Below are 22,695 nucleotides of genomic sequence, written 5' to 3'. Positions count from 1 at the left end.
TTCACTCCCGATGGTCTTGGGTCTGGGTGATACGGCCATGTTCCACGTGGAACATGGCAACCGGCGTATCCGTCTGCCAGCCTTCCCTCAACAATTCATGATCTACACAGGTGATGAACACCTGGCAGCGCAAATCTTCCAGCAACCGGCATAACGCCTGACGGTGCTGCTCATCCAGTTCCGACGGTAGGTCGTCCACCAGATAGATACACTGGCCTCGCTTGGCTTCGTTGACCAAGTGGCCCTGGGCGATGCGTAATGCACACACCACCAGTTTCTGTTGCCCCCGCGACAGGATCTCTGCCGCGTTATGCCCCGCCAGGCGCAGACGCAAATCGGCGCGCTGTGGTCCGGCCTGGGTGTGCCCGAGTTGCTGGTCACGCTGGAGGGATGAGGCGAGCACGTCGCTCAGCTCACGATCCTTGTCCCAGCCGCGGTAGTAACTCAGGGTCAGTCCTTCCAGCTGCAGCAGCTCGGCGAGCGTACGTTCGAACACCGGCTTCAGCGCCTGGATATAGGCCCTTCGGTAGGTGTCTATGTCCTGGCTCGCACTGCACAATTCGCGGTCCCATGCGGCCTGCGAAGCACCGTCAAGTGTACCATGCCGCAGCCACGAGTTCCGCTGCCGCAGGGCTTTCTGCAGCCGCTGCCAGGCACCGAGAAAGCGATGTTCCACGTGGAACACACCCCAGTCGAGGAACTGCCGGCGGATCTTCGGCGCACCCTCCAGCAGACGAAAACTGTCCGGGTTGATCAGCTGCAGAGGCAACAGATCGGCGAGCTGAGCAGCACTGCGTGCATTCTGGCCATCGATGCGAATCTGCAACTCACCCTGACGATCGCGGGAGATACCCAGATTGCTGGCGCCACCTTCAGCCAGTTGCACCTGGCCGAAAATGGTACAGGCCGGTTGCTCGTAGTGAATGACGGGTTGCAGGCGGGTGCTGCGAAAGGAGCGAGCGAGGCCGAGCAGATGGATGGCCTCCAGCACACTGGTCTTGCCGCTGCCGTTGGCGCCGTGAAGGATGTTGATGCGGGGTGAGGGGGAGAGGGTCACCGGGTGCAGATTGCGCACCGCGGTGACCATGATGCGGCTGAGGGACATTAAAGGCTTAGAGCCTCATCGGCATGACGACGTAGGCAGAATCGTCGTTGTCGGCTTCCTGCAGCAGGGCACTGCTGTTGGAATCGGAGAGAATCAGGCGAACCTGTTCGGTGCCCATCACACCCAGCACGTCCAGCAGGTAGCTGACGTTGAAACCGATCTCCAGGCCGCTGCCGTTGTAGTCGACGACGATCTCTTCCTCGGCCTCTTCCTGCTCCGGGTTATTGGCCTGGATCTTCAGCAGACCGGCCGCCAGAGTCAGGCGAATACCGCGGTACTTCTCGTTGGAGAGAATCGCTGTACGGCTGAACGCTTCACGCAGGCCCTGACGATCCGCCAGCACCAGCTTGTCGCCACCGCGCGGCAGAACGCGCTCGTAATCCGGGAACTTGCCGTCGACCAGCTTGGAGGTGAAGGTGAACTCGCCGGTGTTGGCACGGATGTGGTGCTGACCCAGGACGATGGCCACTTCGGCGTCCTGCTCGGTGAGCAGGCGCGCCAGCTCGAGAATACCTTTGCGCGGCACGATCACCTGGTGCTTGCCGTCCTGCTGGATGCTGGCTTCCATCGAGCACATGGCCAGGCGGTGACCGTCGGTGGCCACGGCGCGCAGCATGCCGCTCTGTACTTCCAGCAGCATACCGTTGAGGTAGTAGCGCACGTCCTGCTGAGCCATGGCGAAACTGGTGCGCTCGATCAGGCGACGCAGCTTGGCCTGCGGCAGGTTGAAGGTCAGCGAGCCAGGACCTTCCTCGACGGTGGGGAAGTCATTGGCCGGTAGGGTCGACAAGGTGAAGCGGCTGCGACCGGCCTTGACCAGCAGCTTCTGGTCGTCGACGCGGATATCGATCAGCGCGTCGCTCGGCAGGCTCTTGCAGATGTCCATCAGCTTGCGTGCCGGCACGGTGATTTCGCCCGGCTCGGCGGCATCCTCCAGCGTGACGCGGCCAACCAGTTCGACTTCCAGGTCGGTGCCGGTCAGCGACAGCTGCTGGCCTTCGACCACCAGCAGGACGTTGGACAGAACCGGCAGCGTCTGGCGTCGTTCCACGACACCGGCGACCAGTTGCAGGGGTTTCAACAGGGCTTCGCGTTGAATGGTGAAATGCATGGTCTAGTCCCTTGCCTCGTGGAGCTGCGAATCAGGTAGTCAGGGTACGCAGCAGGTTCTTGTAGTCCTCGCGGATGTCCGCGTCGGATTCCCTAAGTTCAGCAATCTTACGGCATGCGTGCAATACCGTGGTGTGATCACGACCGCCGAAGGCCACACCGATTTCCGGCAGGCTGTGGTTGGTCAGTTCCTTCGACAGCGCCATCGCCACCTGACGCGGCCGCGCGATGGAACGCGAGCGTCGTTTGGACAGCAGGTCGGAGATCTTGATCTTGTAGTACTCGGCCGTGGTGCGCTGGATATTGTCGATGCTGACCAGCTTGTCCTGCAGGGCCAGCAGATCCTTGAGCGACTCACGGATCAGCTCGATGGTGATGTCGCGCCCCATGAAGTGCGAGTGAGCGATCACCCGTTTCAACGCACCTTCCAGCTCGCGCACGTTGGAGCGAATGCGCTGGGCAATGAAGAAGGCCGCATCGTGCGGCAGATCCACCTTGGCCTGGTCGGCCTTCTTCATCAGAATCGCGACACGGGTCTCCAGCTCAGGCGGCTCGACCGCAACGGTCAAGCCCCAGCCAAAGCGCGACTTCAGGCGCTCCTCCAGACCTTCGATCTCCTTCGGGTAGCGGTCACTGGTGAGAATGACCTGCTGACCACCTTCGAGCAGCGCATTGAAGGTATGGAAGAACTCCTCCTGGGAGCGCTCCTTCTTGGCGAAGAACTGGATGTCATCGATCAGCAGCGCGTCCACCGAACGGTAGAAACGCTTGAACTCGTTGATCGCGTTGAGCTGCAGCGCCTTGACCATGTCGGCGACGAAGCGCTCGGAGTGCAGATAGACCACCTTGGCATTGGGGTTCTTCGCCAGCAGGTGATTGCCTACCGCATGCATCAGGTGCGTCTTGCCCAGGCCGACACCGCCATAGAGGAACAGCGGGTTGTAGCCGTGCTTGGGATTGTCGGCCACCTGCCAGGCAGCGGCACGCGCCAACTGGTTGGACTTGCCCTCGACGAAGTTGTCGAAGGTGAAGGTGCGATTGAGGTAACTGGTGTGCTTGAGCCCACCTTCGACCTGCACCGTACGTTCTGTACGCGGCGCAACGGCCGGTGTCGGCGGTTGCGGAGCAGCGCCGGCCATGGAGTCGAAACTGGCGCGCGAAGGCTCTTCCTGCACGGGTGGCGGAACGGGCTTGCTGGTCGCGGCGACTTTCTGCTGCTGCGCGGCACGAGCGGCGGCCGGCGGCGGCGCAGTCGGCGCGACACGAGCGGTTGCCGCGCGCTTGCTGCCTATTAATAAGGAGAGCGCAGGCACCAGACCGCCAGCGCGCTCACCGAGCAGTTCGAGCAAACGACTCAGGTACTTTTCATTGACCCAATCGAGCACGAAGCGGTTGGGCGCGTAGACACGCAGCTCGTCGCCTTCGGCTTCGACCTGCAGAGGACGTATCCAGGTGTTGAATTGCTGGGCCGGCAATTCATCGCGCAGAAGCTCGACGCACTGCTGCCATAGTTCCACTGACACTGACTATCCCCTATCCAGGCGGCGTGCAAAAACAGCTGCCATTGTAGCGAGCCACGACCGAGTTATCCACATAGCGAAGTGAAGATGGCCAAGTAAAATCAAAGCCTTAGTTACATTCATCAGACTTATCTTTAGCGCGCCAAACCTTGTGGATAAGCACCCCTGAACATTCTGCAAAAGCCTGGGGATGAGTGCAGGGACAAACGGCCTGTGGGTAAACCCGCATTCTGTCCTCAGGCTGTGCCCAGCCGGCGCACATCTCGCACACCCTTTTCGGACAGGCTTATCATTGGGCGCATGCCACAGGCAGCCGGCACTGCAGCAGGTTTTCCACAGCGGGGCACGGCGCTAATCATCATAAAAAGAGAAAAGGTTCTTTAAACCCTTTCCTTCTTTCTATTCTTATCTGGCGAATAAGGTTGGTTGGAAATTGACCTACCGTGCGGCTTTCTCTAGAATTGCCGGTCTCTTTAAACCGGGGTCATTCCGACCCTAGTCGATCACCCAGGTAACGCACCATGAAACGCACTTTCCAACCCAGCACCATCAAGCGCGCTCGCACCCACGGTTTCCGTGCTCGTATGGCTACCAAGAACGGCCGTCAAGTCCTGTCGCGTCGTCGCGCCAAGGGCCGCAAGCGTCTGACTGTCTAATTCATCCAGACAGGTGGTGAGTCGAGGCTTCGGCCGGGAAAAGCGACTGCTGACTCCCCGGCAATTCAAGGCAGTCTTCGACTCCCCAAGCGGTAAGGCTCCGGGCAAAAGTGTCCTGTTGCTAGCGCGCGACAACCAGCTTGATCATTCCCGTCTAGGTCTGGTGATCGGCAAGAAGAGCGTCAAGCTCGCCGTCGAGCGCAACCGCATCAAGCGTCAAATCCGCGAGTCCTTCAGGCTTAATCAGCACAGTCTGATTGGCTGGGACATCGTGGTGGTCGCCCGGAAAGGGCTAGGCGATCTGGAAAATGCCGAACTCGCTCAGCAGTTCGGCAAACTCTGGAAACGCCTGGCCCGTAACCGGCCCAGTCGCGACGCAGAACCATCCCCCGGGACAAGCGACACGCCCCATGCGTAAAGTGGCCCTAGCCTGCATTCAGGTTTATCGCTACGCCATCAGCCCCCTGATGGCCAGTCACTGCCGCTTTTACCCAAGCTGTTCCTGCTATGCCTACGAAGCCATCGATCAACATGGCTTCCTGCGTGGTGGCTGGCTGACAGCCCGCCGGCTAGGTCGCTGCCATCCCTGGAATCCAGGTGGCTACGACCCGGTTCCCCCCGCGAAAACATCCCGATCCCCTTCGATGGCCGAATAATCATGGATATCCAACGCTCGATCCTGATCGTCGCCCTGGCAGTCGTGTCCTACCTCATGGTCCTGCAATGGAACCAGGACTATGGCCAGGCTGCCCTGCCGGCCGAGGTAAGCACCTCGAATGCCGCGACGCCCAACCTGCCTGACACGCCAGTGGCATCCGCCAGCACCAGCGGCGATGACATCCCCACTGCCGTGGCCGAGCCCAGCGCTGCTGCCGTGGCGCCGACCGCTGCCACCAGCGACGAGCTGATTCGGGTCAAGACCGACGTACTCGAGCTGGCCATCGATCCGCGTGGTGGCGACGTCGTGCAACTGCGTCTGCCTCAGTACCCCCGCCGTCAGGACCGCCCGGACGTCCCCTTCCAGCTGTTCGATAACGGCAGCGAGCGCACCTATCTGGCCCAGAGCGGCCTGATCGGCCAGAACGCTCCGGACAAATCCAGCGGCCGTGCCCTGTGGAGCAGCGAGAAACAGAGCTATGCGCTGGCCGAAGGCCAGGACAGCCTGGTGGTCGACCTGACCTACAGCGAAAACGGCGTCAGCTACATCAAGCGCTACAGCTTCAAGCGCGGCCTGAACCCGCAGTGCTCGGCCCGTGAGCAGCAGCTGAAGAAGCCTGGCTGCATCGATCCGTCCGCCTACCAGGTCGACGTTCGTTACCTGATCGACAACCAGAGCGATCAGGCCTGGAGCGGCAACCTGTTCGCCCAGCTCAAGCGTGACAGCAGCGGCGATCCGTCCTCGACCACCGCAACCGGTACCGCCACCTACCTGGGCGCCGCCGTCTGGACCCCTGACGAGCCCTACAAAAAGCTGTCGATGAAAGACATCGACAAGCATGCCTTCAAGGAAACCGTCCAGGGTGGCTGGGTGGCCTGGCTGCAGCATTACTTCGTCACCGCCTGGGTACCGAGCAAGGATGCCAGCAACCTGATCCAGACCCGCAAGGACAGCCAGGGCAACTACATCGTCGGCTTCACCGGCCCGGCCGTTCAGGTCGCTGCCGGCGCCAAGGGCGAAACCGGCGCCGTCCTCTATGCCGGTCCCAAGCTGCAGGAACACCTGGGCACCCTGTCCCCGGGCCTGGAGCTGACCGTCGACTACGGCTTCCTGTGGTTCCTCGCCCAGCCGATCTTCTGGCTGCTGCAAGTCATCCACAGCCTGCTGGGCAACTGGGGCTGGTCGATCATCTTCCTGACCATCATCATCAAGCTGATCTTCTTCCCGCTGTCGGCTGCCAGCTACCGCTCGATGGCGCGCATGCGTGCCGTATCGCCGAAGCTGCAGGCCCTGAAGGAGCAGCATGGTGACGATCGCCAGAAGATGTCCCAGGCGATGATGGAGCTGTACAAGAAAGAGAAGATCAACCCGCTGGGCGGCTGCCTGCCGATCCTGGTGCAGATGCCGGTGTTCCTCGCCCTGTACTGGGTACTGCTGGAATCCGTTGAGATGCGTCAGGCGCCGTGGATGTTCTGGATCACCGACCTGTCGATCAAGGATCCGTTCTTCATCCTGCCGATCATCATGGGCGCGACCATGTTCATCCAGCAGCAGCTCAACCCGACGCCGCCGGACCCCATGCAGGCGCGCGTGATGAAGCTGATGCCGATCATCTTCACCTTCTTCTTCCTGTGGTTCCCGGCTGGTCTGGTGCTGTACTGGGTGGTCAACAACTGCCTGTCCATCGCCCAGCAGTGGTACATTACCCGCAGGATCGAAGCCGCATCGAAACCGGCCAACGCCTGATTCGACAAGGCTTCCAAGCATCAAGCAAACGCCCCATGATTGGGGCGTTTTGCTATCCATCGTCCCCGTAGCGACCCTGGCCCTGCCTACAACCGAGTGAATGCCATGACCCATGCCCGAGACACCATCGCAGCCGTAGCCACCGCCCAGGGACGCGGCGGCGTCGGCATCGTGCGGGTCTCGGGGCCACTGGCCGGGCAGTTGGCGCAGACGATCTGCCGGCGCGAGCTGAAACCCCGCTTCGCTCATCACGGCGCCTTTCACGGTGAAGCCGAGCAGGTACTGGACGAAGGCCTGGCGATCTATTTTCCCGGCCCGAACTCCTTCACCGGCGAGGACGTACTCGAGTTGCAGGGCCACGGTGGCCCGGTGGTGCTCGACCTGCTGCTGCGCCGTTGCCTGGAGCTGGGCGCACGCCTGGCCCGACCGGGTGAGTTCAGCGAACGTGCATTTCTCAACGACAAGCTCGACCTGGCCCAGGCCGAAGCCATCGCCGACCTGATCGAGGCCAGCTCCGAACAGGCCGCACGCAATGCCCTGCGCTCGCTGCAGGGCGAGTTTTCCAGGCGCGTGCATGCGCTGACCGAAGCGCTGATCCAGCTGCGCATCTATGTCGAGGCGGCCATCGACTTCCCCGAGGAAGAAATCGATTTTCTCGCCGACGGCCATGTGCTGAAGCAACTCGACGGCGTTCGCGCAGACTTATCCACAGTGTTGCGCGAAGCCGGCCAGGGCGCCCTGCTGCGCGACGGCATGACGGTGGTCATCGCTGGCCGTCCCAACGCCGGCAAGTCCAGCCTGCTCAATGCCCTGGCCGGGCGCGAGGCGGCCATCGTCACGGATATCGCCGGCACCACCCGCGACGTCCTGCGCGAACATATCCACATCGACGGCATGCCCCTGCACGTGGTCGACACCGCCGGCCTGCGCACTACCGATGACCAGGTGGAGCGCATCGGCGTGGAGCGCGCGCTGAAGGCCATTGCCGAGGCCGACCGGGTCCTGCTGGTGGTCGACTCCACCGCACCGGAGGCAGCCGATCCCTTCGCCCTGTGGCCGGAGTTTCTCGAGCAGCGCCCGGATCCCGCACGCGTCACCCTGATCCGCAACAAGGCTGACCTGTCAGGCGAGGCCGTCACGCTGGCAACCAGCGCCGATGGCCATGTCACCCTCAGTCTGTCGGCCAAGTCCGCCGAAGGCCTGGAACTGCTGCGCGAGCATCTGAAAGCCTGCATGGGTTATCAACAGACCGCCGAAAGTGGTTTCAGCGCCCGTCGGCGCCACCTCGAAGCCCTGCACCAGGCCGAACAGTACCTCGATCACGGCCGCAACCAGCTGACCCTGATGGGCGCAGGCGAACTCCTCGCCGAAGACCTGCGCATGGCCCAGCAGGCCCTGGGTGAGATCACCGGCGCCTTCAGCAGCGACGACCTGCTGGGGCGCATCTTCTCCAGCTTCTGCATCGGCAAGTGACACCGGCAGGCTGAGACAGGCCGCGTCGCCCTCTTCCCGTTGCGCAAAACGCGCTCCTTCTCCCAGCGCCGACTCAGCCTTCCTTGCCACTTCCTGGTTCGCATCCGGGCTGATGCCCGCTGCCTGCAGCTTTCTTTCGCCTCACATATCCAGCGTGCGCCGCCTCGCCAGCGAGTTATTCAGGCCAGGATAAACCCTGTGGAAAACCGCCCCTGAACCCTGCCCATAAGCCTATGACAAAGCTGGGCGTAACCGCCCCTGTGGGTAACCATCCATTCCATCCACAGTGGTTCAGCAGCTTGCCCAGCGCAAACGAGCAGGATCGACACAGCCTTATCATTCTCTGTACACCCAGAGGTACAAGGCCTACAGCTTGTTATCCACAGAAATGGTCTGCTCTATACATAAACATAAAGAACAAGCTTTATAAAAATTCTCTCTTTCTATTCTTTATAAGCCAGTACCCGCTTTAGCAGGTCAGGAAGGTGATCAGGTCGGGTGCGCAGGTGCAGAGAACAGCGGTAACCGGTTGGCTATTTTTTGTGCAGAAGGCTTCATTCAGGAGAGCGAAGTCCCTATACTTGCCGCCTTTCTTTCAGACCCCTTTCTCAACAGGCACGAGGTGCGTGGTGGATTTCCCTTCCCGTTTTGACGTGATCGTGATCGGTGGCGGTCATGCCGGTACCGAGGCAGCCCTGGCTGCAGCGCGCATGGGCGTGAAGACCCTGCTGCTCACCCATAATGTCGAGACCCTTGGCCAGATGAGCTGCAACCCGGCCATCGGCGGGATCGGCAAGAGCCACCTGGTCAAGGAAATCGATGCCCTCGGCGGTGCGATGGCGACTGCCACCGACAAGGGCGGCATCCAGTTCCGTATCCTCAACAGCCGCAAGGGTCCGGCCGTTCGAGCGACCCGTGCCCAGGCCGACCGCGTGCTGTACAAGGCGGCGGTACGCGAGATTCTGGAAAACCAGGCCAATCTGTGGATTTTTCAACAGGCCGCCGATGACCTGATTGTGGAAAACGCCGAGGTCAAGGGCGTGGTTACCCAGATGGGCCTCAGGTTCCATGCGGATTCCGTGGTGTTGACCACAGGCACCTTCCTCGGTGGACTTATCCACATCGGCCTGCAGAACTACTCCGGCGGCCGCGCCGGCGACCCGCCTTCCATCGCCCTGGCCCAGCGCCTGCGCGAACTGCCGCTGCGTGTCGGTCGCCTGAAAACCGGCACTCCGCCGCGCATCGACGGACGCTCCGTGGACTTCTCGGTGATGACCGAGCAGCCGGGGGACACGCCGACGCCGCTGATGTCCTTCCTCGGCAAGCGCGAGCATCAGCCGCAGCAGATCAGTTGCTGGATCACCCACACCAATGCCCGTACCCACGAGATCATCGCGGCGAACCTCGACCGTTCGCCGATGTATTCCGGTGTCATCGAAGGCGTGGGGCCGCGCTACTGCCCGTCGATCGAAGACAAGATCCACCGCTTCGCCGACAAGGACAGCCACCAGGTGTTCATCGAGCCGGAAGGCCTGACCACCCATGAGCTGTACCCCAACGGTATTTCCACCTCGCTGCCGTTCGATGTGCAGTTGCAGATCGTGCGCAGCATCCGCGGCATGGAGAACGCCCATATCGTGCGTCCGGGCTATGCCATCGAGTACGACTACTTCGATCCGCGCGACCTGAAGTACAGCCTGGAGACCAAGGTCATCGGCGGCCTGTTCTTCGCCGGGCAGATCAACGGCACCACCGGCTACGAAGAAGCCGGCGCCCAGGGCCTGCTGGCGGGCTGCAATGCCGCGCTGCGCGCGCAGGGCAAGGAAGCCTGGTGCCCGCGCCGTGACGAGGCCTACATCGGTGTGCTGGTCGACGACCTGATCACCCTCGGCACCCAGGAGCCGTACCGCATGTTCACCTCGCGGGCCGAGTACCGGCTGATTCTGCGCGAGGACAACGCCGACCTGCGCCTGACCGAGAAGGGCCGCGAGCTGGGCCTGGTCGATGACGAGCGCTGGGCGGCGTTCGAAGCCAAGCGTGAGGGCATCATCCAGGAAGAACAGCGCCTGAAGAGCACCTGGGTACGCCCGGGCACCCCGCAGGGCGATGCCATCGCCGCGCGTTTCGGTACCCCGCTGGCCCACGAATACCACCTGCTCAATCTGCTGGCCCGTCCGGAGATCGATTACGCCACCCTTGCCGAAGTGACCGAGTCACCGGCTGTGGATAACCAGGTGGCCGAGCAGGTCGAGATCAAGACCAAGTACGCCGGCTACATCGACCGCCAGCAGGAAGAGATCGCCAAGCTGCGGGCCAGCGAGGACACCAAGCTGCCGGAGGACCTGGACTACAGCGCCATCTCCGGCCTGTCCAAGGAAATCCAGTTCAAGCTGGGCAACACCCGTCCGGCCACCCTCGGCCAGGCCGGGCGCATTCCCGGCGTCACGCCGGCGGCGATCTCCCTGCTGCTGATTCACCTGAAGAAACGCAGTGCGGGTCAGAAACTGGAGCAGAGCGCCTGATGTCGGTCACCCAGCGTCACGCCGAAGAACTGATCCAGGGCGCTCGCGAGCTTTGCGTCGAGCTCAGCGAGCCACAACAGCAGCAGTTGCTCGCCTACCTGGGCCTGCTGATCAAGTGGAACAAGGCCTACAACCTCACCGCCGTGCGCGATCCCGACGAGATGGTGTCGCGTCACCTGCTCGACAGCCTGTCGGTGGTGCCGTTCGTGGCCGAGCGTGGGGATAACTGGCTGGACGTCGGCAGCGGCGGCGGCATGCCCGGCATTCCGCTGGCGATCATGTTCCCCGAACGGCGTTTCACCCTGCTCGACTCCAATGGCAAGAAGACCCGTTTTCTGGTCCAGGTGAAGCTCGAGCTGAAACTCGACAACCTCGAGGTTGTCCACAGCCGGGTCGAAGCGTATCGACCCGAGCGGCCCTTCGACGGCATCAGCTCGCGGGCCTTCAGCAGCCTGCAGGATTTCAGCGACTGGACGCGCCACCTTGGCAATGCCGACACCCAGTGGCTGGCGATGAAAGGGGTCCACCCGGACGATGAGCTGCAGGCGTTGCCGGCGGACTTCCGCCTCAGTGCCACGCACGTGTTGCGGGTTCCCGGTTGCCAAGGCCAACGCCATCTGTTGATACTGCGTCGCTCGGTCTAAGGGGGAAGGAAGATGGCCAAGGTATTCGCGATCGCCAATCAGAAAGGCGGCGTGGGCAAAACCACGACGTGCATCAACCTGGCTGCTTCTCTGGTGGCGACCAAGCGCCGCGTGCTGCTCATCGACCTCGACCCGCAGGGCAACGCGACCATGGGCAGTGGCATCGACAAGCATGCCCTCGAGCACTCGATCTACGACGTGCTGATCGGCGAATGCGATCTCAGCGAGGCGATGCAGTTTTCCGAGCATGGCGGCTACCAGCTGTTGCCGGCCAACCGCGACCTGACGGCCGCCGAAGTCGCGCTGCTGGAAATGAAGATGAAGGAAAGTCGCCTGCGCTATGCCCTGGCGCCGATCCGCGAGAACTACGATTACATCCTCATCGACTGCCCGCCGTCGCTGAACATGCTGACCATCAACGCCCTGGTCGCCGCCGACGGCGTGATCATCCCCATGCAGTGCGAGTACTACGCGCTGGAAGGGCTCTCCGATCTGGTCAACAGCATCCAGCGCATCGGCCAGCTGCTCAATCCCAAGCTGCAGATCGAAGGTCTGCTGCGTACCATGTACGACCCGCGCATCAGCCTGACCAACGATGTCAGCGCTCAGCTCAAGGAGCATTTCGGCGACAAGCTGTACGACGCCGTGATCCCGCGTAACGTGCGCCTGGCCGAGGCTCCGAGCTTCGGCATGCCGGCGCTGGTCTATGACAAACAATCCCGTGGTGCCATCGCCTACCTGGCATTGGCCGGCGAGCTGGTGCGCCGTCAGCGCGCCGCCGCGAAAACCGCTACCGCTTAAGGAACATCCGCATGGCTGCGAAGAAACGAGGTCTGGGTCGAGGTCTGGACGCCCTGCTCGGTGGCAACACCGTCAGTGCACTGCAGGAAGAGGCCGCCCAGGTCGATACGCGTGAGCTGCAATACGTGCCGCTGGAACTGATCCAGCGGGGCAAGTACCAGCCGCGTCGCGACATGGACCAGACCGCTCTGGAAGAACTCGCCGCCTCCATCCGCGCCCAGGGCGTGATGCAACCCATTGTGCTGCGGCCGATCGGCGACGGTCGTTTCGAGATCGTCGCCGGTGAGCGTCGCTGGCGAGCCAGCCAGCTGGCCGGCCAGGACAAGATCCCGGCCATGGTTCGCGAGCTGGCGGACGAAGCCGCCATCGCCATGGCGCTGATCGAGAACATCCAGCGCGAGGACCTCAATCCGATCGAGGAAGCCGTCGCCCTGCAGCGCCTGCAGCAGGAATTCGAGCTGACCCAGCAGCAGGTCGCCGATGCCGTCGGCAAATCGCGCGTCACCATCACCAACCTGCTGCGTCTGATCGCCCTGCCGGACGAAATCAAGACGCTGCTGTCCCATGGCGACCTGGAGATGGGTCATGCCCGTGCATTGCTCGGTCTGCCCCTCGAACAGCAGGTCGAAGCTGCGCGACACGTTGTCGCACGCGGCCTCACCGTACGCCAGACCGAAGCGCTGGTTCGCCAGTGGCTGAGTGCCAAACCGGCGCCGGCAAAAGCCAAGCCCGACCCGGACATCAGTCGCCTCGAACAGCGTCTGGCAGAGCGTCTGGGCTCGCCAGTGCAGATAAAACACGGCGCCAAGGGCAAGGGCCAGTTGGTCATCCGCTACAACTCCCTCGACGAATTGCAGGGCGTGCTCGCTCACATCCGCTGAAACAATTCGCCACACCTGACCATGTAGCGCATGGTCGGAAATCACTACCGGACAGTTGAATGGGGGGAATACGCCCCCTATACTCTGCGCGCAATTTTGTTGGCACTTTTTATGCCAATTCATTGAGTTAAAGCGGTCGATAGTCGAGGGACATCAGTTGATGGAACGCCGCATGCCGAAGCGCCTGCCCTTCCATCGCCTACCGGTCTTCCCGGTGCTGATGGCACAACTCGTCGTATTGCTGCTCGCTGCTACGCTGACCTGGCAATGGCGAGGCAACGTGGCGGGTTATTCGGCACTGTTGGGGGGCATGATCGCCTGGTTGCCGAATCTGTATTTCGCCCACAAGGCGTTCCGTTACAGCGGAGCGCGGGCGGCTAGGGAAATCGTCCGTTCTTTTTATGCGGGCGAAGCGGGAAAACTGATTCTGACGTTCGTGCTCTTTGCGCTGACGTTTGCGGGCGTGAAACCCCTGGAGGCACCGATGTTGTTCGGTGTCTACCTGCTGACCCTGATGGTCAGCTGGTTCGCCCCGCTGCTGATAACGAAATTTTCAAGACCTTAAAGCGTTCGAGGCAAATAATGGCAGCAGAAACCGCTTCGGGTTACATCCAGCACCACCTCACCAACCTGACCTATGGTCAGCACCCGGTGAACGGCTGGAGTTTCGCCCACACCGCACAGGAAGCCAAAGAAATGGGCTTCTGGGCCTTCCACGTAGACACCCTGGCGGTGTCGGTGGTTCTCGGCCTGATCTTCATCGTCCTGTTCCGCCTGGCGGCGCGCAAGGCCACCTCGGACCAGCCGGGCGGCCTGCAGAACTTCGTCGAGGTTCTGGTCGAGTTCGTCGATGGCAGCGTCAAGGACACCTTCCACGGTCGCAATCCGCTGATTGCCCCGCTGGCCCTGACCATCTTCGTCTGGGTCTTCCTGATGAACTTCATGGACCTCATCCCGGTTGACTGGCTACCGAAACTGGCTGCCACCCTGGTTGGCGATCCGCACCTGTACTTCCGTGTCGTGCCGACCACCGACCCGAACGCGACCCTGGGCCTGGCCCTGTCGGTGTTCGCCCTGATCCTGTTCTACAGCGTCAAGGTCAAGGGCATCGGCGGCTTCCTCGGCGAGCTGACCATGCACCCGTTCAGCTCCAACAACATCGCCATGAAGATCCTGCTGGTTCCGGTGAACTTCCTGCTGGAATTCGTCACCCTGATCGCCAAGCCGGTCTCCCTGGCACTGCGACTGTTCGGCAACCTGTATGCCGGCGAGCTGATCTTCATCCTGATCGCCATCATGTTCAGCGGCGGCATGCTGCTGGGCTCGCTGGGTGGTGTGCTGCAGCTGGCCTGGGCCATCTTCCACATCCTGATCATCGTGCTGCAGGCGTTCATCTTCATGATGCTGACCATCGTCTACCTGTCGATGGCACATGAAGACAACCACTAAGGCGCGCTAAGGTTCCGCGGCGCCGCTCAGGCGGCGCCTGCCAGGACAAACCCTCACTGCCCGCGGGCATGAGGGCTGCTGTAAACAAACGATTTCGCTTTACCGCTTCAACAAAAACCTTAACCAATACGACTGTAAGTCGGGAGGAAAAATGGAAACTGTAGTTGGTTTGACCGCTATCGCCGTTGCACTGCTGATCGGCCTGGGTGCCCTGGGTACCGCCATCGGTTTCGGTCTGCTGGGTGGCAAGTTCCTGGAAGGCGCTGCGCGTCAGCCGGAAATGGTCCCGATGCTGCAAGTTAAAATGTTCATCGTCGCCGGTCTGCTCGACGCCGTGACCATGATCGGTGTTGGTATCGCACTGTTCTTCACCTTCGCGAACCCCTTCGTTGGTCAAATCGCAGGCTAATTCACTCGTCTTCGAGTGAATTGGTGTGACGGACAACGAACGAGCGAGGTGTTGGCGTGAACATTAATGCAACCCTGATAGGCCAGTCCGTTGCCTTCTTCATCTTCGTGCTGTTCTGCATGAAGTTCGTATGGCCTCCGGTCATTGCGGCTTTGCAGGAACGTCAGAAGAAGATCGCAGACGGCTTGGACGCTGCCAACCGCGCGGCTCGTGATCTGGAGCTGGCCCACGAGAAAGTGGCCCAGCAACTGCGCGAAGCCAAAGGTCAGGCCGCCGAAATCATCGAGCAAGCCAATAAGCGTGCTGCTCAGATCGTCGACGAAGCCCGTGATCAGGCCCGTGTCGAAGCTGACCGCGTGAAGGCTCAGGCTCAGGCCGAGATCGAACAGGAAATCAACGGCATCAAAGACGCCCTGCGTGCCCAAGTGGGTGGCCTGGCAGTCAGCGGTGCGGAGAAGATCCTGGGCGCATCCATCGACCAAAACGCGCATGCGGAGCTGGTTAACAAACTGGCAGCCGAAATTTAAGCGAGGGCGCGATCATGGCAGAACTGACCACGCTGGCCCGACCTTACGCTAAGGCTGCCTTCGAGCACGCCCAGGCCCACCAGCAACTGGCCAATTGGTCAGCCATGCTCGGCCTGGCTGCAGCGGTGTCGCTCGACGACACCATGCAGCGCGTGCTCAAGGCCCCGCGTCTGACGAGTACAGAAAAGGCCACCACCTTTGTCGAGGTGTGTGGTGACAAGTTCGACGCCCAGGCACAGAACTTCATCCGCGTTATCGCCGAGAACGATCGTCTGGCCTTGTTGCCGGATGTCTTCGCCCTGTTCGAGCTGTACAAGGCCGAGCAAGAGAAGTCGATCGACGTGGATGTCACCAGTGCCTTCGCATTGAGCGATGAACAGCAAGACAAACTCGCCAAGGTTCTCAGTGCACGGCTCGGCCGAGAAGTGCGTCTGCACGCCGCGGAAGATGCCACCCTGATCGGTGGTGTACTGATCCGCGCCGGCGACCTGGTAATCGATGGCTCGGTTCGCGGCAAGCTCGCGAAACTGGCCGAAGCATTGAAATCTTGAGTTTGAAGGGGCAGCAGAGCTATGCAGCAACTCAATCCTTCCGAAATTAGTGAAATCATCAAGGGGCGCATCGAGAAACTCGACGTCGCCTCCCAAGCCCGCAACGAAGGCACCATTGTCTCCGTTTCCGACGGTATCGTGCGTATCTACGGTCTGGCCGACGTCATGTACGGCGAAATGATCGAGTTCCCGGGCGGTGTCTACGGTATGGCACTGAACCTGGAGCAGGACTCCGTCGGTGCCGTTGTGCTGGGTGCTTACACCAGCCTGGCCGAAGGCATGAGCGCCAAGTGCACCGGTCGCATCCTGGAAGTCCCGGTTGGTCCGGAACTGCTGGGCCGCGTCGTCGACGCACTGGGTAACCCGATCGACGGCAAAGGCCCGATCAACGCTCAGGCAACTGACGCGGTTGAGAAGGTTGCACCGGGCGTGATCTGGCGTAAGTCCGTCGACCAGCCGGTACAGACCGGTTACAAGTCGGTCGATGCCATGATCCCGGTCGGCCGTGGCCAGCGCGAGCTGATCATCGGTGACCGTCAGATCGGTAAGACCGCTCTGGCCGTCGACGCCATCATCAACCAGAAAGACAGCGGTATCCGCTGCGTCTACGTGGCTATCGGTCAGAAGCAATCGACCATCGCCAACGTCGTGCGCAAGCTGGAAGAAACCGGTGCGCTGGCCAACACCATCGTGGTGGCCGCTTCCGCTTCCGAATCCGCCGCACTGCAGTTCCTGGCGCCGTACTCCGGCTGCACCATGGGCGAATACTTCCGCGACCGCGGTGAAGACGCCCTGATCGTGTACGACGACCTGTCCAAGCAGGCCGTTGCCTACCGCCAGATCTCCCTGCTGCTGCGCCGTCCGCCAGGCCGTGAAGCCTACCCGGGCGACGTGTTCTATCTCCACAGCCGCCTGCTGGAGCGCGCTTCCCGCGTTTCCGAGGAATACGTCGAGAAGTTCACCAATGGCGCCGTGACTGGCAAGACTGGTTCCCTGACCGCTCTGCCGATCATCGAAACCCAGGCGGGTGACGTTTCCGCGTTCGTTCCGACCAACGTGATCTCGATCACCGACGGTCAGATCTTCCTGGAATCGGCCATGTTCAACTCGGGTATCCGTCCGGCCGTCAACGCCGGTATCTCGGTATCCCGTGTGGGTGGTGCCGCTCAGACCAAGATCATCAAGAAGCTCTCCGGTGGTATCCGTACCGCTCTGGCTCAGTACCGTGAACTGGCGGCCTTCGCCCAGTTCGCCTCTGACCTGGACGAAGCCACCCGCAAGCAGCTCGAACACGGTCAGCGCGTTACCGAGCTGATGAAGCAGAAGCAGTACGCACCCATGTCGATCGCCGACATGTCCGTGTCTCTGTACGCTGCCGAGCGTGGCTTCCTGACCGACGTGGAAGTGAACAAAGTTGGCGCCTTCGAAGCAGCCCTGCTGGGCTACTTCAACCGTGAGCTGGCCGATCTGATGGCCAAGATCAACGTGAAAGGTGACTTCAACGACGAAATCGACGCGGGCATCAAAGCCGGTATCGAGAAGTTCAAAGCCACCCAAACCTGGTAAGCCGCAGCGGGCGTCGCAAGACGCCCGCCTGCTAACCCGATAGGTGTGAAATGGCAGGCGCAAAAGAGATTCGCAGCAAGATTGCGAGCATCAAAAGCACGCAGAAGATCACCAGCGCCATGGAAAAGGTGGCGGTCAGCAAAATGCGCAAGGCACAACAGCGCATGGCTGCTAGCCGTCCCTACGCGGAGCGTATCCGCCAGGTGATTGGTCATCTGGCCAACGCCAACCCGGAGTACCGCCATCCCTTCATGATCGAGCGCCCAGTCAAGCGCGCCGGTTATGTGGTGGTGAGCAGTGACCGTGGTCTGTGCGGTGGCTTGAACACCAACCTGTTCAAGGCCCTGGTCAAGGACATGGCGAAAGATCGCGAGCAAGGCGTGGAGATCGATCTCTGCGTGATTGGCTCCAAGGGTGCGGCATTCTTCCGCAACTTTGGTGGCAATGTCGTCGCTGCGATCAGCCACCTCGGCGAAGAGCCGTCGATCAACGACCTGATCGGTAGTGTCAAGGTCATGCTCGACGCTTACCTCGAGGGGCGTATCGACCGTCTGTCCGTGGTCTCGAACAAGTTCATCAATACCATGACGCAGAAGCCTACAGTGGAGCAGTTGGTTCCGCTGGTGGCCGATCCGGATCAAGACCTCAAGCATCACTGGGACTATCTGTACGAGCCCGATGCCAAGGAACTGCTCGAAGGCCTGATGGTTCGCTACGTCGAATCCCAGGTGTACCAGGCAGTGGTCGAGAACAATGCGGCCGAGCAGGCTGCACGGATGATCGCGATGAAGAACGCCACCGACAACGCTGGCCAGCTCATCAAAGACCTGCAGCTGATTTACAACAAGGCGCGTCAGGCAGCGATCACCCAAGAGATTTCGGAAATCGTCGGCGGCGCTGCCGCGGTTTAAGAACGGTTCAAATATTCAGAGGAACCAAAGATGAGTAGCGGACGTATCGTTCAAATCATCGGCGCCGTTATCGACGTGGAATTCCCGCGTGATCAGGTGCCAGCCGTATACGAGGCGCTGAAAGTAGTCGGCGCCGAAACCACCCTGGAAGTTCAGCAGCAGCTGGGCGACGGCGTGGTGCGTACCATTGCGATGGGTTCGACCGAAGGCCTCAAGCGCGGTCTGGACATCACTCGTACCAACAAGGCCATCTCGGTACCGGTCGGTAAAGCGACCCTGGGCCGTATCATGGACGTGCTGGGCAACCCGATCGACGAAGCCGGCCCCATCGGTGAAGAAGAGCAGTGGGAAATCCACCGCGCTGCGCCGAGCTATGCCGAGCAAGCGGGCGGCAACGACCTGCTGGAAACCGGCATCAAGGTAATCGACCTGGTCTGCCCGTTCGCCAAGGGTGGTAAGGTCGGTCTGTTCGGTGGTGCCGGTGTCGGCAAGACCGTGAACATGATGGAACTGATCCGTAACATCGCCATCGAGCACAGCGGTTATTCCGTGTTCGCCGGTGTGGGTGAGCGTACTCGTGAGGGTAACGACTTCTACCACGAGATGAAGGACTCCAACGTTCTGGACAAGGTAGCCCTGGTCTACGGTCAGATGAACGAGCCACCAGGCAACCGTCTGCGCGTCGCCCTGACCGGCCTGACCATGGCCGAGAAGTTCCGTGACGAAGGCCGTGACGTACTGTTGTTCGTCGACAACATCTACCGTTACACCCTGGCCGGTACCGAAGTATCCGCACTGCTCGGCCGTATGCCGTCGGCAGTAGGTTACCAGCCGACCCTGGCCGAAGAGATGGGCGTTCTGCAGGAGCGCATCACCTCCACCAAGAAAGGTTCGATCACCTCGATCCAGGCCGTATACGTACCTGCGGACGACCTGACCGACCCGAGCCCGGCGACCACCTTCGCCCACTTGGACGCCACCGTCGTACTGAGCCGTGACATCGCTTCCCTGGGTATCTACCCGGCCGTTGACCCGCTGGACTCCACCAGCCGTCAGCTGGATCCGAACGTCATCGGCAACGAACACTACGAGACCGCTCGTGGCGTTCAGTACGTGCTGCAGCGTTACAAGGAACTGAAGGACATCATCGCCATTCTGGGTATGGACGAGCTGTCCGAAGCGGACAAGCAGCTGGTATCGCGCGCTCGTAAGATCCAGCGCTTCCTGTCCCAGCCGTTCTTCGTGGCCGAAGTGTTCACCGGTTCCCCAGGCAAGTACGTCTCCCTGAAGGACACCATCGCTGGCTTCAGCGGTATCCTCAAGGGTGACTACGACCACCTGCCGGAGCAGGCTTTCTACATGGTTGGCGGCATCGACGAAGCCATCGAGAAAGCGAAGAAACTGTAATCACCCATGCGCCTGGCAACGGGCGCATCAGGTTTGTGGATAACCTGGGTTGTCCACAGCCTGCAACCTGAGGCAAGCGTATGGCTATGACAGTCCATTGCGATATCGTCAGCGCGGAAGCGGAGATCTTCTCCGGCCTGGTGGAGATGGTGATTGCGCACGGCAACCTGGGTGATCTGGGTATCGCTCCAGGCCACGCGCCACTGATCACCGACCTGAAGCCGGGTCCGATCCGCCTGATCAAGCAGGGTGGTGAAGCCGAGGTGTTCTACATCTCCGGTGGTTTCCTCGAAGTGCAGCCGAACATGGTCAAGGTTCTCGCCGACACCGTGCAGCGTGCAGCAGACATCGATGAAGCCGCTGCTCAGGAGGCCCTCAAGGCCGCCGAGAAAGCGCTGAGCGAGCAGGGTGCTGAGTTCAACTACAGCTCCGCCGCCGCTCACCTGGCCGAAGTCGCAGCCCAGCTGCGTACCGTCCAGCAACTGCGCAAGAAGTTCGGCGGCTGAGGCCCCCACTTCAACCGTTGCAAGAGAAAGGGTAGCCTAGGCTACCCTTTTTCATTTCTGCCGTTTCACCCTCCGGCGCCCCGCGACGGAGGCTGCCAAGGAATCGTCGTTCATGTCGCTCGATATCGTCATCCTCGCTGCAGGGCAAGGCACCCGCATGCGTTCCGCCCTGCCCAAGGTCCTGCACCCGGTCGCTGACAAACCCATGCTCGGGCATGTCATCGCCACCGCACGCAGCCTGCAGCCCAGCAGCATCCAGGTGGTGATCGGCCATGGCGCCGATACCGTGCGCGAGCGCCTGGCCGCCGCCGACCTGAACTTCGTCATCCAGGCCGAGCAGCTCGGCACCGGCCACGCCGTGGCCCAGGCGCTGCCGCAGCTCGACGCCGACACCGTGCTGATCCTCTATGGCGACGTGCCGCTGATCGAGAGCGCGACGCTCGAGCGCCTGCTGGCCCTGGTCAGCGATGACCAGCTGGGGCTGCTCACCGTCGAGCTGGCCGACCCGACCGGTTACGGCCGCATCGTCCGTGATGACAACGGCGTGGTGCAGGCGATCGTCGAGCACAAGGACGCCAATGACGCGCAGCGCGCCATCCGCGAAGGCAACACCGGCATTCTCGCGGTTCCGGGCAAGCGCCTGGGGGACTGGCTGGGGCGCCTGTCCAACAGCAACGCGCAGGGCGAGTACTACCTCACCGACGTGATCGCCATGGCCGTCGCCGATGGCCTGATCGTGGCCACCGAGCAGGCGGCCGACGAGATGGAAGTGCTGGGGGCCAACGACCGCATCCAGCTGGCGCAGCTGGAGCGCTACTATCAGCAGCGCGCCGCGCGCCGCCTGATGGCGCAGGGCGTGACCCTGCGCGATCCGCAGCGTTTTGACCTGCGCGGCGAGGTGACGGTGGGACGTGACGTGCTGATCGACGTCAACGTGATCCTCGAAGGCCGGGTGGTGATCGAGGACGACGTGCAGATCGGTCCGAATTGCGTGATCAGGGACTCCGTCCTGCGCAAGGGCACTATCGTCAAGGCCAACAGTCATCTGGAAGGTGCCGAGATGGGCGAGGGCGCCGACTGCGGTCCGTTCGCGCGTCTGCGTCCGGGCACCCGACTGGGGGCCAGGGCCCATGTGGGTAACTTCGTCGAGCTGAAGAACGCCGTGCTGGGCGAGGGCGCCAAGGCCGGTCACCTCAGCTACCTGGGCGATGCCGAGATCGGTGCGCGGAGCAACATCGGCGCAGGCACCATCACCTGCAACTACGACGGTGCCAACAAGTCCCGGACGGTGATGGGCGAGGACGTGTTCATCGGCTCCAACAGCGCCCTGGTGGCGCCGGTCAACCTTGGTGATCGTGCTACCACGGGCGCCGGTTCGGTGGTCACCAGCGACGTGCCGGCAGACACCCTGGCCGTCGGTCGGGCCAAACAGCGCAACATCGAGGGCTGGAAACGCCCGCAAAAGCAGCGATGAGCTGCAAGCCTCCAGCTGCAAGTAAGAGCCCTGGCTGACGCCATTTCCTCTATGCTTTGTGGCTTGTGGCTTGTGGCTTGTGGCTTGGAGCTGACTTCATGTTCGGTGTGACGGATTACGCCGCCTTCGTGGTGGCCTTCATCATCCTGCTGGCCATTCCCGGCCCGGGTAACCTGGCGCTGATCCTGTCCACCGGCAAGGGCGGCATTCGCGGCGGGCTGGCCTCCACCTTCGGCATCATGTTCGGCGACCAGGTGCTGCTATGGCTGGCGGTGGCCGGTGTCGCCGCGCTGCTCAAGGCCTATCCGACGGCCTTCTACCTGGTGCAATGGCTGGGGGCGGCCTACCTGATCTATCTCGGCCTGCGCATGCTGCTGGCCAAGCCGGGGGCTGCGCCGACGCTGAACATCGAGCCGCGCCACTACCTGTGGCAGACGCTGATGATCACCGTCTTCAACCCCAAGGCGATCATCTTCTACATGGCATTCTTCCCGCTGTTCATCGACCCGCAACGGCATCAGGGGCTGATCACCTTCGGTTTCATGGCCGTGACCATCATGGCGCTGACCTTCCTCTACGGGCTGCTGATCGTGCTGCTGACTCACTTTCTCGCCGAGCGCATGCGTGCCAACCCGCGTATCGCCCGTGGCCTGGAGAAGCTGGCGGGGCTCAGCCTGTTGGGCTTCGGGGTGAAGCTGACCCTCAACTGACCGACGGTTGCTTGCAGAGCGAACGGCCTTATGTTTTGATTCGCGCCATTATCTTTCGAATCGAAACTT

The 22,695-nt window shown here is 61.7% G+C and carries 23 protein-coding genes; 20 read left to right on the top strand and 3 right to left on the bottom strand.

The genetic code is table 11. The features are described from left to right. Nucleotide 1: 1 nt before the first annotated feature. Genes recF through dnaA form a run of 3 tightly spaced genes read right to left on the bottom strand, consistent with a single transcriptional unit; the run spans nucleotide 2 to nucleotide 3,738 of the window. A complete protein-coding gene (gene recF, locus EWH21_RS01080) occupies nucleotides 2-1,105 on the bottom strand; it encodes a DNA replication/repair protein RecF (protein WP_152487454.1) in 1,104 nt (367 codons plus the stop codon). 7 nt (nucleotides 1,106-1,112) lie between these two features. After that, the gene (gene dnaN / locus EWH21_RS01075) at nucleotides 1,113-2,216 is read right to left on the bottom strand and encodes a DNA polymerase III subunit beta (protein ID WP_037054793.1); all 1,104 of its coding nucleotides are present in this window, start codon (nucleotides 2,214-2,216) and stop codon (nucleotides 1,113-1,115) included. A gap of 31 nt (nucleotides 2,217-2,247) precedes the next feature. Next, complete coding sequence (dnaA, locus tag EWH21_RS01070; protein ID WP_037054792.1) at nucleotides 2,248-3,738, bottom strand: chromosomal replication initiator protein DnaA; 1,491 nt, start codon at nucleotides 3,736-3,738, stop codon at nucleotides 2,248-2,250. Between the two features lie 518 nt (nucleotides 3,739-4,256). Here dnaA and rpmH point away from each other — a divergent pair. The 20 genes from rpmH (at nucleotide 4,257) to EWH21_RS00970 (ending at nucleotide 22,626) form a co-directional block, all read left to right on the top strand. Beyond that, nucleotides 4,257-4,391: a 50S ribosomal protein L34 gene (gene rpmH, locus EWH21_RS01065; RefSeq protein WP_003290924.1), complete on the top strand. Its 135-nt coding sequence runs from the start codon at nucleotides 4,257-4,259 to the stop codon at nucleotides 4,389-4,391. 13 nt (nucleotides 4,392-4,404) lie between these two features. Beyond that, the gene (rnpA, locus tag EWH21_RS01060) at nucleotides 4,405-4,809 is read left to right on the top strand and encodes a ribonuclease P protein component (protein ID WP_277699596.1); all 405 of its coding nucleotides are present in this window, start codon (nucleotides 4,405-4,407) and stop codon (nucleotides 4,807-4,809) included. After that, nucleotides 4,802-5,047, top strand: coding sequence for a membrane protein insertion efficiency factor YidD (yidD, locus tag EWH21_RS01055; protein ID WP_080757053.1), 246 nt, complete (start codon nucleotides 4,802-4,804; stop codon nucleotides 5,045-5,047). The genes rnpA and yidD overlap by 8 nt, the downstream gene beginning before the upstream one ends. Nucleotides 5,048-5,049: 2 nt before the next feature. After that, the gene (gene yidC, locus EWH21_RS01050) at nucleotides 5,050-6,795 is read left to right on the top strand and encodes a membrane protein insertase YidC (RefSeq protein ID WP_277699595.1); all 1,746 of its coding nucleotides are present in this window, start codon (nucleotides 5,050-5,052) and stop codon (nucleotides 6,793-6,795) included. A 105-nt stretch (nucleotides 6,796-6,900) separates the two neighbouring features. Next, on the top strand, nucleotides 6,901-8,268 hold the full coding sequence (mnmE, locus tag EWH21_RS01045; protein WP_277699594.1) for a tRNA uridine-5-carboxymethylaminomethyl(34) synthesis GTPase MnmE: 1,368 nt from the start codon (nucleotides 6,901-6,903) through the stop codon (nucleotides 8,266-8,268). Nucleotides 8,269-8,897: 629 nt separating this feature from the next. Further along, nucleotides 8,898-10,790 carry a tRNA uridine-5-carboxymethylaminomethyl(34) synthesis enzyme MnmG gene (mnmG, locus tag EWH21_RS01040; protein ID WP_047589346.1) on the top strand — a complete coding sequence of 631 codons (1,893 nt, stop codon included), beginning with the start codon at nucleotides 8,898-8,900 and terminating at the stop codon, nucleotides 10,788-10,790. Beyond that, the gene (rsmG, locus tag EWH21_RS01035; protein ID WP_277700582.1) at nucleotides 10,787-11,434 is read left to right on the top strand and encodes a 16S rRNA (guanine(527)-N(7))-methyltransferase RsmG; all 648 of its coding nucleotides are present in this window, start codon (nucleotides 10,787-10,789) and stop codon (nucleotides 11,432-11,434) included. The genes mnmG and rsmG overlap by 4 nt, the downstream gene beginning before the upstream one ends. A 12-nt stretch (nucleotides 11,435-11,446) precedes the next feature. Beyond that, a complete protein-coding gene (locus EWH21_RS01030; RefSeq protein ID WP_037054778.1) occupies nucleotides 11,447-12,235 on the top strand; it encodes a ParA family protein in 789 nt (262 codons plus the stop codon). Between the two features lie 11 nt (nucleotides 12,236-12,246). Continuing rightward, a complete protein-coding gene (locus tag EWH21_RS01025) occupies nucleotides 12,247-13,116 on the top strand; it encodes a ParB/RepB/Spo0J family partition protein (protein ID WP_037054776.1) in 870 nt (289 codons plus the stop codon). A gap of 172 nt (nucleotides 13,117-13,288) precedes the next feature. Then, on the top strand, nucleotides 13,289-13,681 hold the full coding sequence (locus EWH21_RS01020) for a F0F1 ATP synthase subunit I (RefSeq protein ID WP_167494337.1): 393 nt from the start codon (nucleotides 13,289-13,291) through the stop codon (nucleotides 13,679-13,681). 17 nt (nucleotides 13,682-13,698) lie between these two features. Beyond that, nucleotides 13,699-14,565 carry a F0F1 ATP synthase subunit A gene (gene atpB / locus EWH21_RS01015; protein ID WP_037054772.1) on the top strand — a complete coding sequence of 289 codons (867 nt, stop codon included), beginning with the start codon at nucleotides 13,699-13,701 and terminating at the stop codon, nucleotides 14,563-14,565. A gap of 151 nt (nucleotides 14,566-14,716) precedes the next feature. Continuing rightward, a complete protein-coding gene (gene atpE, locus EWH21_RS01010) occupies nucleotides 14,717-14,974 on the top strand; it encodes a F0F1 ATP synthase subunit C (RefSeq protein ID WP_003097235.1) in 258 nt (85 codons plus the stop codon). Nucleotides 14,975-15,030: 56 nt separating this feature from the next. Next, nucleotides 15,031-15,501 carry a F0F1 ATP synthase subunit B gene (locus EWH21_RS01005; RefSeq protein ID WP_037054770.1) on the top strand — a complete coding sequence of 157 codons (471 nt, stop codon included), beginning with the start codon at nucleotides 15,031-15,033 and terminating at the stop codon, nucleotides 15,499-15,501. A 14-nt stretch (nucleotides 15,502-15,515) separates the two neighbouring features. Next, nucleotides 15,516-16,052, top strand: a complete 537-nt coding sequence (locus EWH21_RS01000) for a F0F1 ATP synthase subunit delta (RefSeq protein ID WP_037054769.1) — start codon at nucleotides 15,516-15,518, stop codon at nucleotides 16,050-16,052. A gap of 21 nt (nucleotides 16,053-16,073) precedes the next feature. Next, nucleotides 16,074-17,618: a F0F1 ATP synthase subunit alpha gene (gene atpA / locus EWH21_RS00995; RefSeq protein WP_037054768.1), complete on the top strand. Its 1,545-nt coding sequence runs from the start codon at nucleotides 16,074-16,076 to the stop codon at nucleotides 17,616-17,618. Between the two features lie 50 nt (nucleotides 17,619-17,668). Beyond that, on the top strand, nucleotides 17,669-18,529 hold the full coding sequence (gene atpG, locus EWH21_RS00990; protein WP_037054767.1) for a F0F1 ATP synthase subunit gamma: 861 nt from the start codon (nucleotides 17,669-17,671) through the stop codon (nucleotides 18,527-18,529). 30 nt (nucleotides 18,530-18,559) lie between these two features. Continuing rightward, the gene (gene atpD, locus EWH21_RS00985) at nucleotides 18,560-19,936 is read left to right on the top strand and encodes a F0F1 ATP synthase subunit beta (protein WP_037054766.1); all 1,377 of its coding nucleotides are present in this window, start codon (nucleotides 18,560-18,562) and stop codon (nucleotides 19,934-19,936) included. An 80-nt stretch (nucleotides 19,937-20,016) separates the two neighbouring features. Next, nucleotides 20,017-20,442 (top strand): F0F1 ATP synthase subunit epsilon, encoded by a 426-nt coding sequence (locus tag EWH21_RS00980; RefSeq protein ID WP_037054758.1) that lies wholly within the window; start codon nucleotides 20,017-20,019, stop codon nucleotides 20,440-20,442. Between the two features lie 112 nt (nucleotides 20,443-20,554). Continuing rightward, nucleotides 20,555-21,916, top strand: a complete 1,362-nt coding sequence (glmU, locus tag EWH21_RS00975; protein ID WP_277699593.1) for a bifunctional UDP-N-acetylglucosamine diphosphorylase/glucosamine-1-phosphate N-acetyltransferase GlmU — start codon at nucleotides 20,555-20,557, stop codon at nucleotides 21,914-21,916. Nucleotides 21,917-22,014: 98 nt separating this feature from the next. Further along, nucleotides 22,015-22,626, top strand: a complete 612-nt coding sequence (locus EWH21_RS00970) for a LysE family transporter (RefSeq protein WP_037054755.1) — start codon at nucleotides 22,015-22,017, stop codon at nucleotides 22,624-22,626. Nucleotides 22,627-22,695: the final 69 nt, after the last annotated feature.

Source organism: Pseudomonas sp. REST10 (assembly GCF_029542605.1).
GTDB classification, from domain to species: Bacteria; Pseudomonadota; Gammaproteobacteria; order Pseudomonadales; family Pseudomonadaceae; genus Aquipseudomonas; species Aquipseudomonas khazarica.
This window is presented reverse-complemented; position numbering and strand designations above follow the sequence as displayed.

Excerpts from the sequence above, each read along its gene's own strand:
- recF (WP_152487454.1), bottom strand. The coding sequence starts at position 1,105 with ATGTCCCTCAGCCGCATCATGGTCACCGCGGTGCGCAATCTGCACCCG.
- dnaN (WP_037054793.1), bottom strand. The coding sequence starts at position 2,216 with ATGCATTTCACCATTCAACGCGAAGCCCTGTTGAAACCCCTGCAACTG.
- rpmH (WP_003290924.1), top strand. The coding sequence starts at position 4,257 with ATGAAACGCACTTTCCAACCCAGCACCATCAAGCGCGCTCGCACCCAC.
- yidD (WP_080757053.1), top strand. The coding sequence starts at position 4,802 with ATGCGTAAAGTGGCCCTAGCCTGCATTCAGGTTTATCGCTACGCCATC.
- yidC (WP_277699595.1), top strand. The coding sequence starts at position 5,050 with ATGGATATCCAACGCTCGATCCTGATCGTCGCCCTGGCAGTCGTGTCC.
- mnmE (WP_277699594.1), top strand. The coding sequence starts at position 6,901 with ATGACCCATGCCCGAGACACCATCGCAGCCGTAGCCACCGCCCAGGGA.
- EWH21_RS01030 (WP_037054778.1), top strand. The coding sequence starts at position 11,447 with ATGGCCAAGGTATTCGCGATCGCCAATCAGAAAGGCGGCGTGGGCAAA.
- EWH21_RS01025 (WP_037054776.1), top strand. The coding sequence starts at position 12,247 with ATGGCTGCGAAGAAACGAGGTCTGGGTCGAGGTCTGGACGCCCTGCTC.
- EWH21_RS01020 (WP_167494337.1), top strand. The coding sequence starts at position 13,289 with ATGCCGAAGCGCCTGCCCTTCCATCGCCTACCGGTCTTCCCGGTGCTG.
- atpB (WP_037054772.1), top strand. The coding sequence starts at position 13,699 with ATGGCAGCAGAAACCGCTTCGGGTTACATCCAGCACCACCTCACCAAC.
- atpE (WP_003097235.1), top strand. The coding sequence starts at position 14,717 with ATGGAAACTGTAGTTGGTTTGACCGCTATCGCCGTTGCACTGCTGATC.
- EWH21_RS01000 (WP_037054769.1), top strand. The coding sequence starts at position 15,516 with ATGGCAGAACTGACCACGCTGGCCCGACCTTACGCTAAGGCTGCCTTC.
- atpA (WP_037054768.1), top strand. The coding sequence starts at position 16,074 with ATGCAGCAACTCAATCCTTCCGAAATTAGTGAAATCATCAAGGGGCGC.
- atpG (WP_037054767.1), top strand. The coding sequence starts at position 17,669 with ATGGCAGGCGCAAAAGAGATTCGCAGCAAGATTGCGAGCATCAAAAGC.
- atpD (WP_037054766.1), top strand. The coding sequence starts at position 18,560 with ATGAGTAGCGGACGTATCGTTCAAATCATCGGCGCCGTTATCGACGTG.
- EWH21_RS00980 (WP_037054758.1), top strand. The coding sequence starts at position 20,017 with ATGGCTATGACAGTCCATTGCGATATCGTCAGCGCGGAAGCGGAGATC.
- glmU (WP_277699593.1), top strand. The coding sequence starts at position 20,555 with ATGTCGCTCGATATCGTCATCCTCGCTGCAGGGCAAGGCACCCGCATG.
- EWH21_RS00970 (WP_037054755.1), top strand. The coding sequence starts at position 22,015 with ATGTTCGGTGTGACGGATTACGCCGCCTTCGTGGTGGCCTTCATCATC.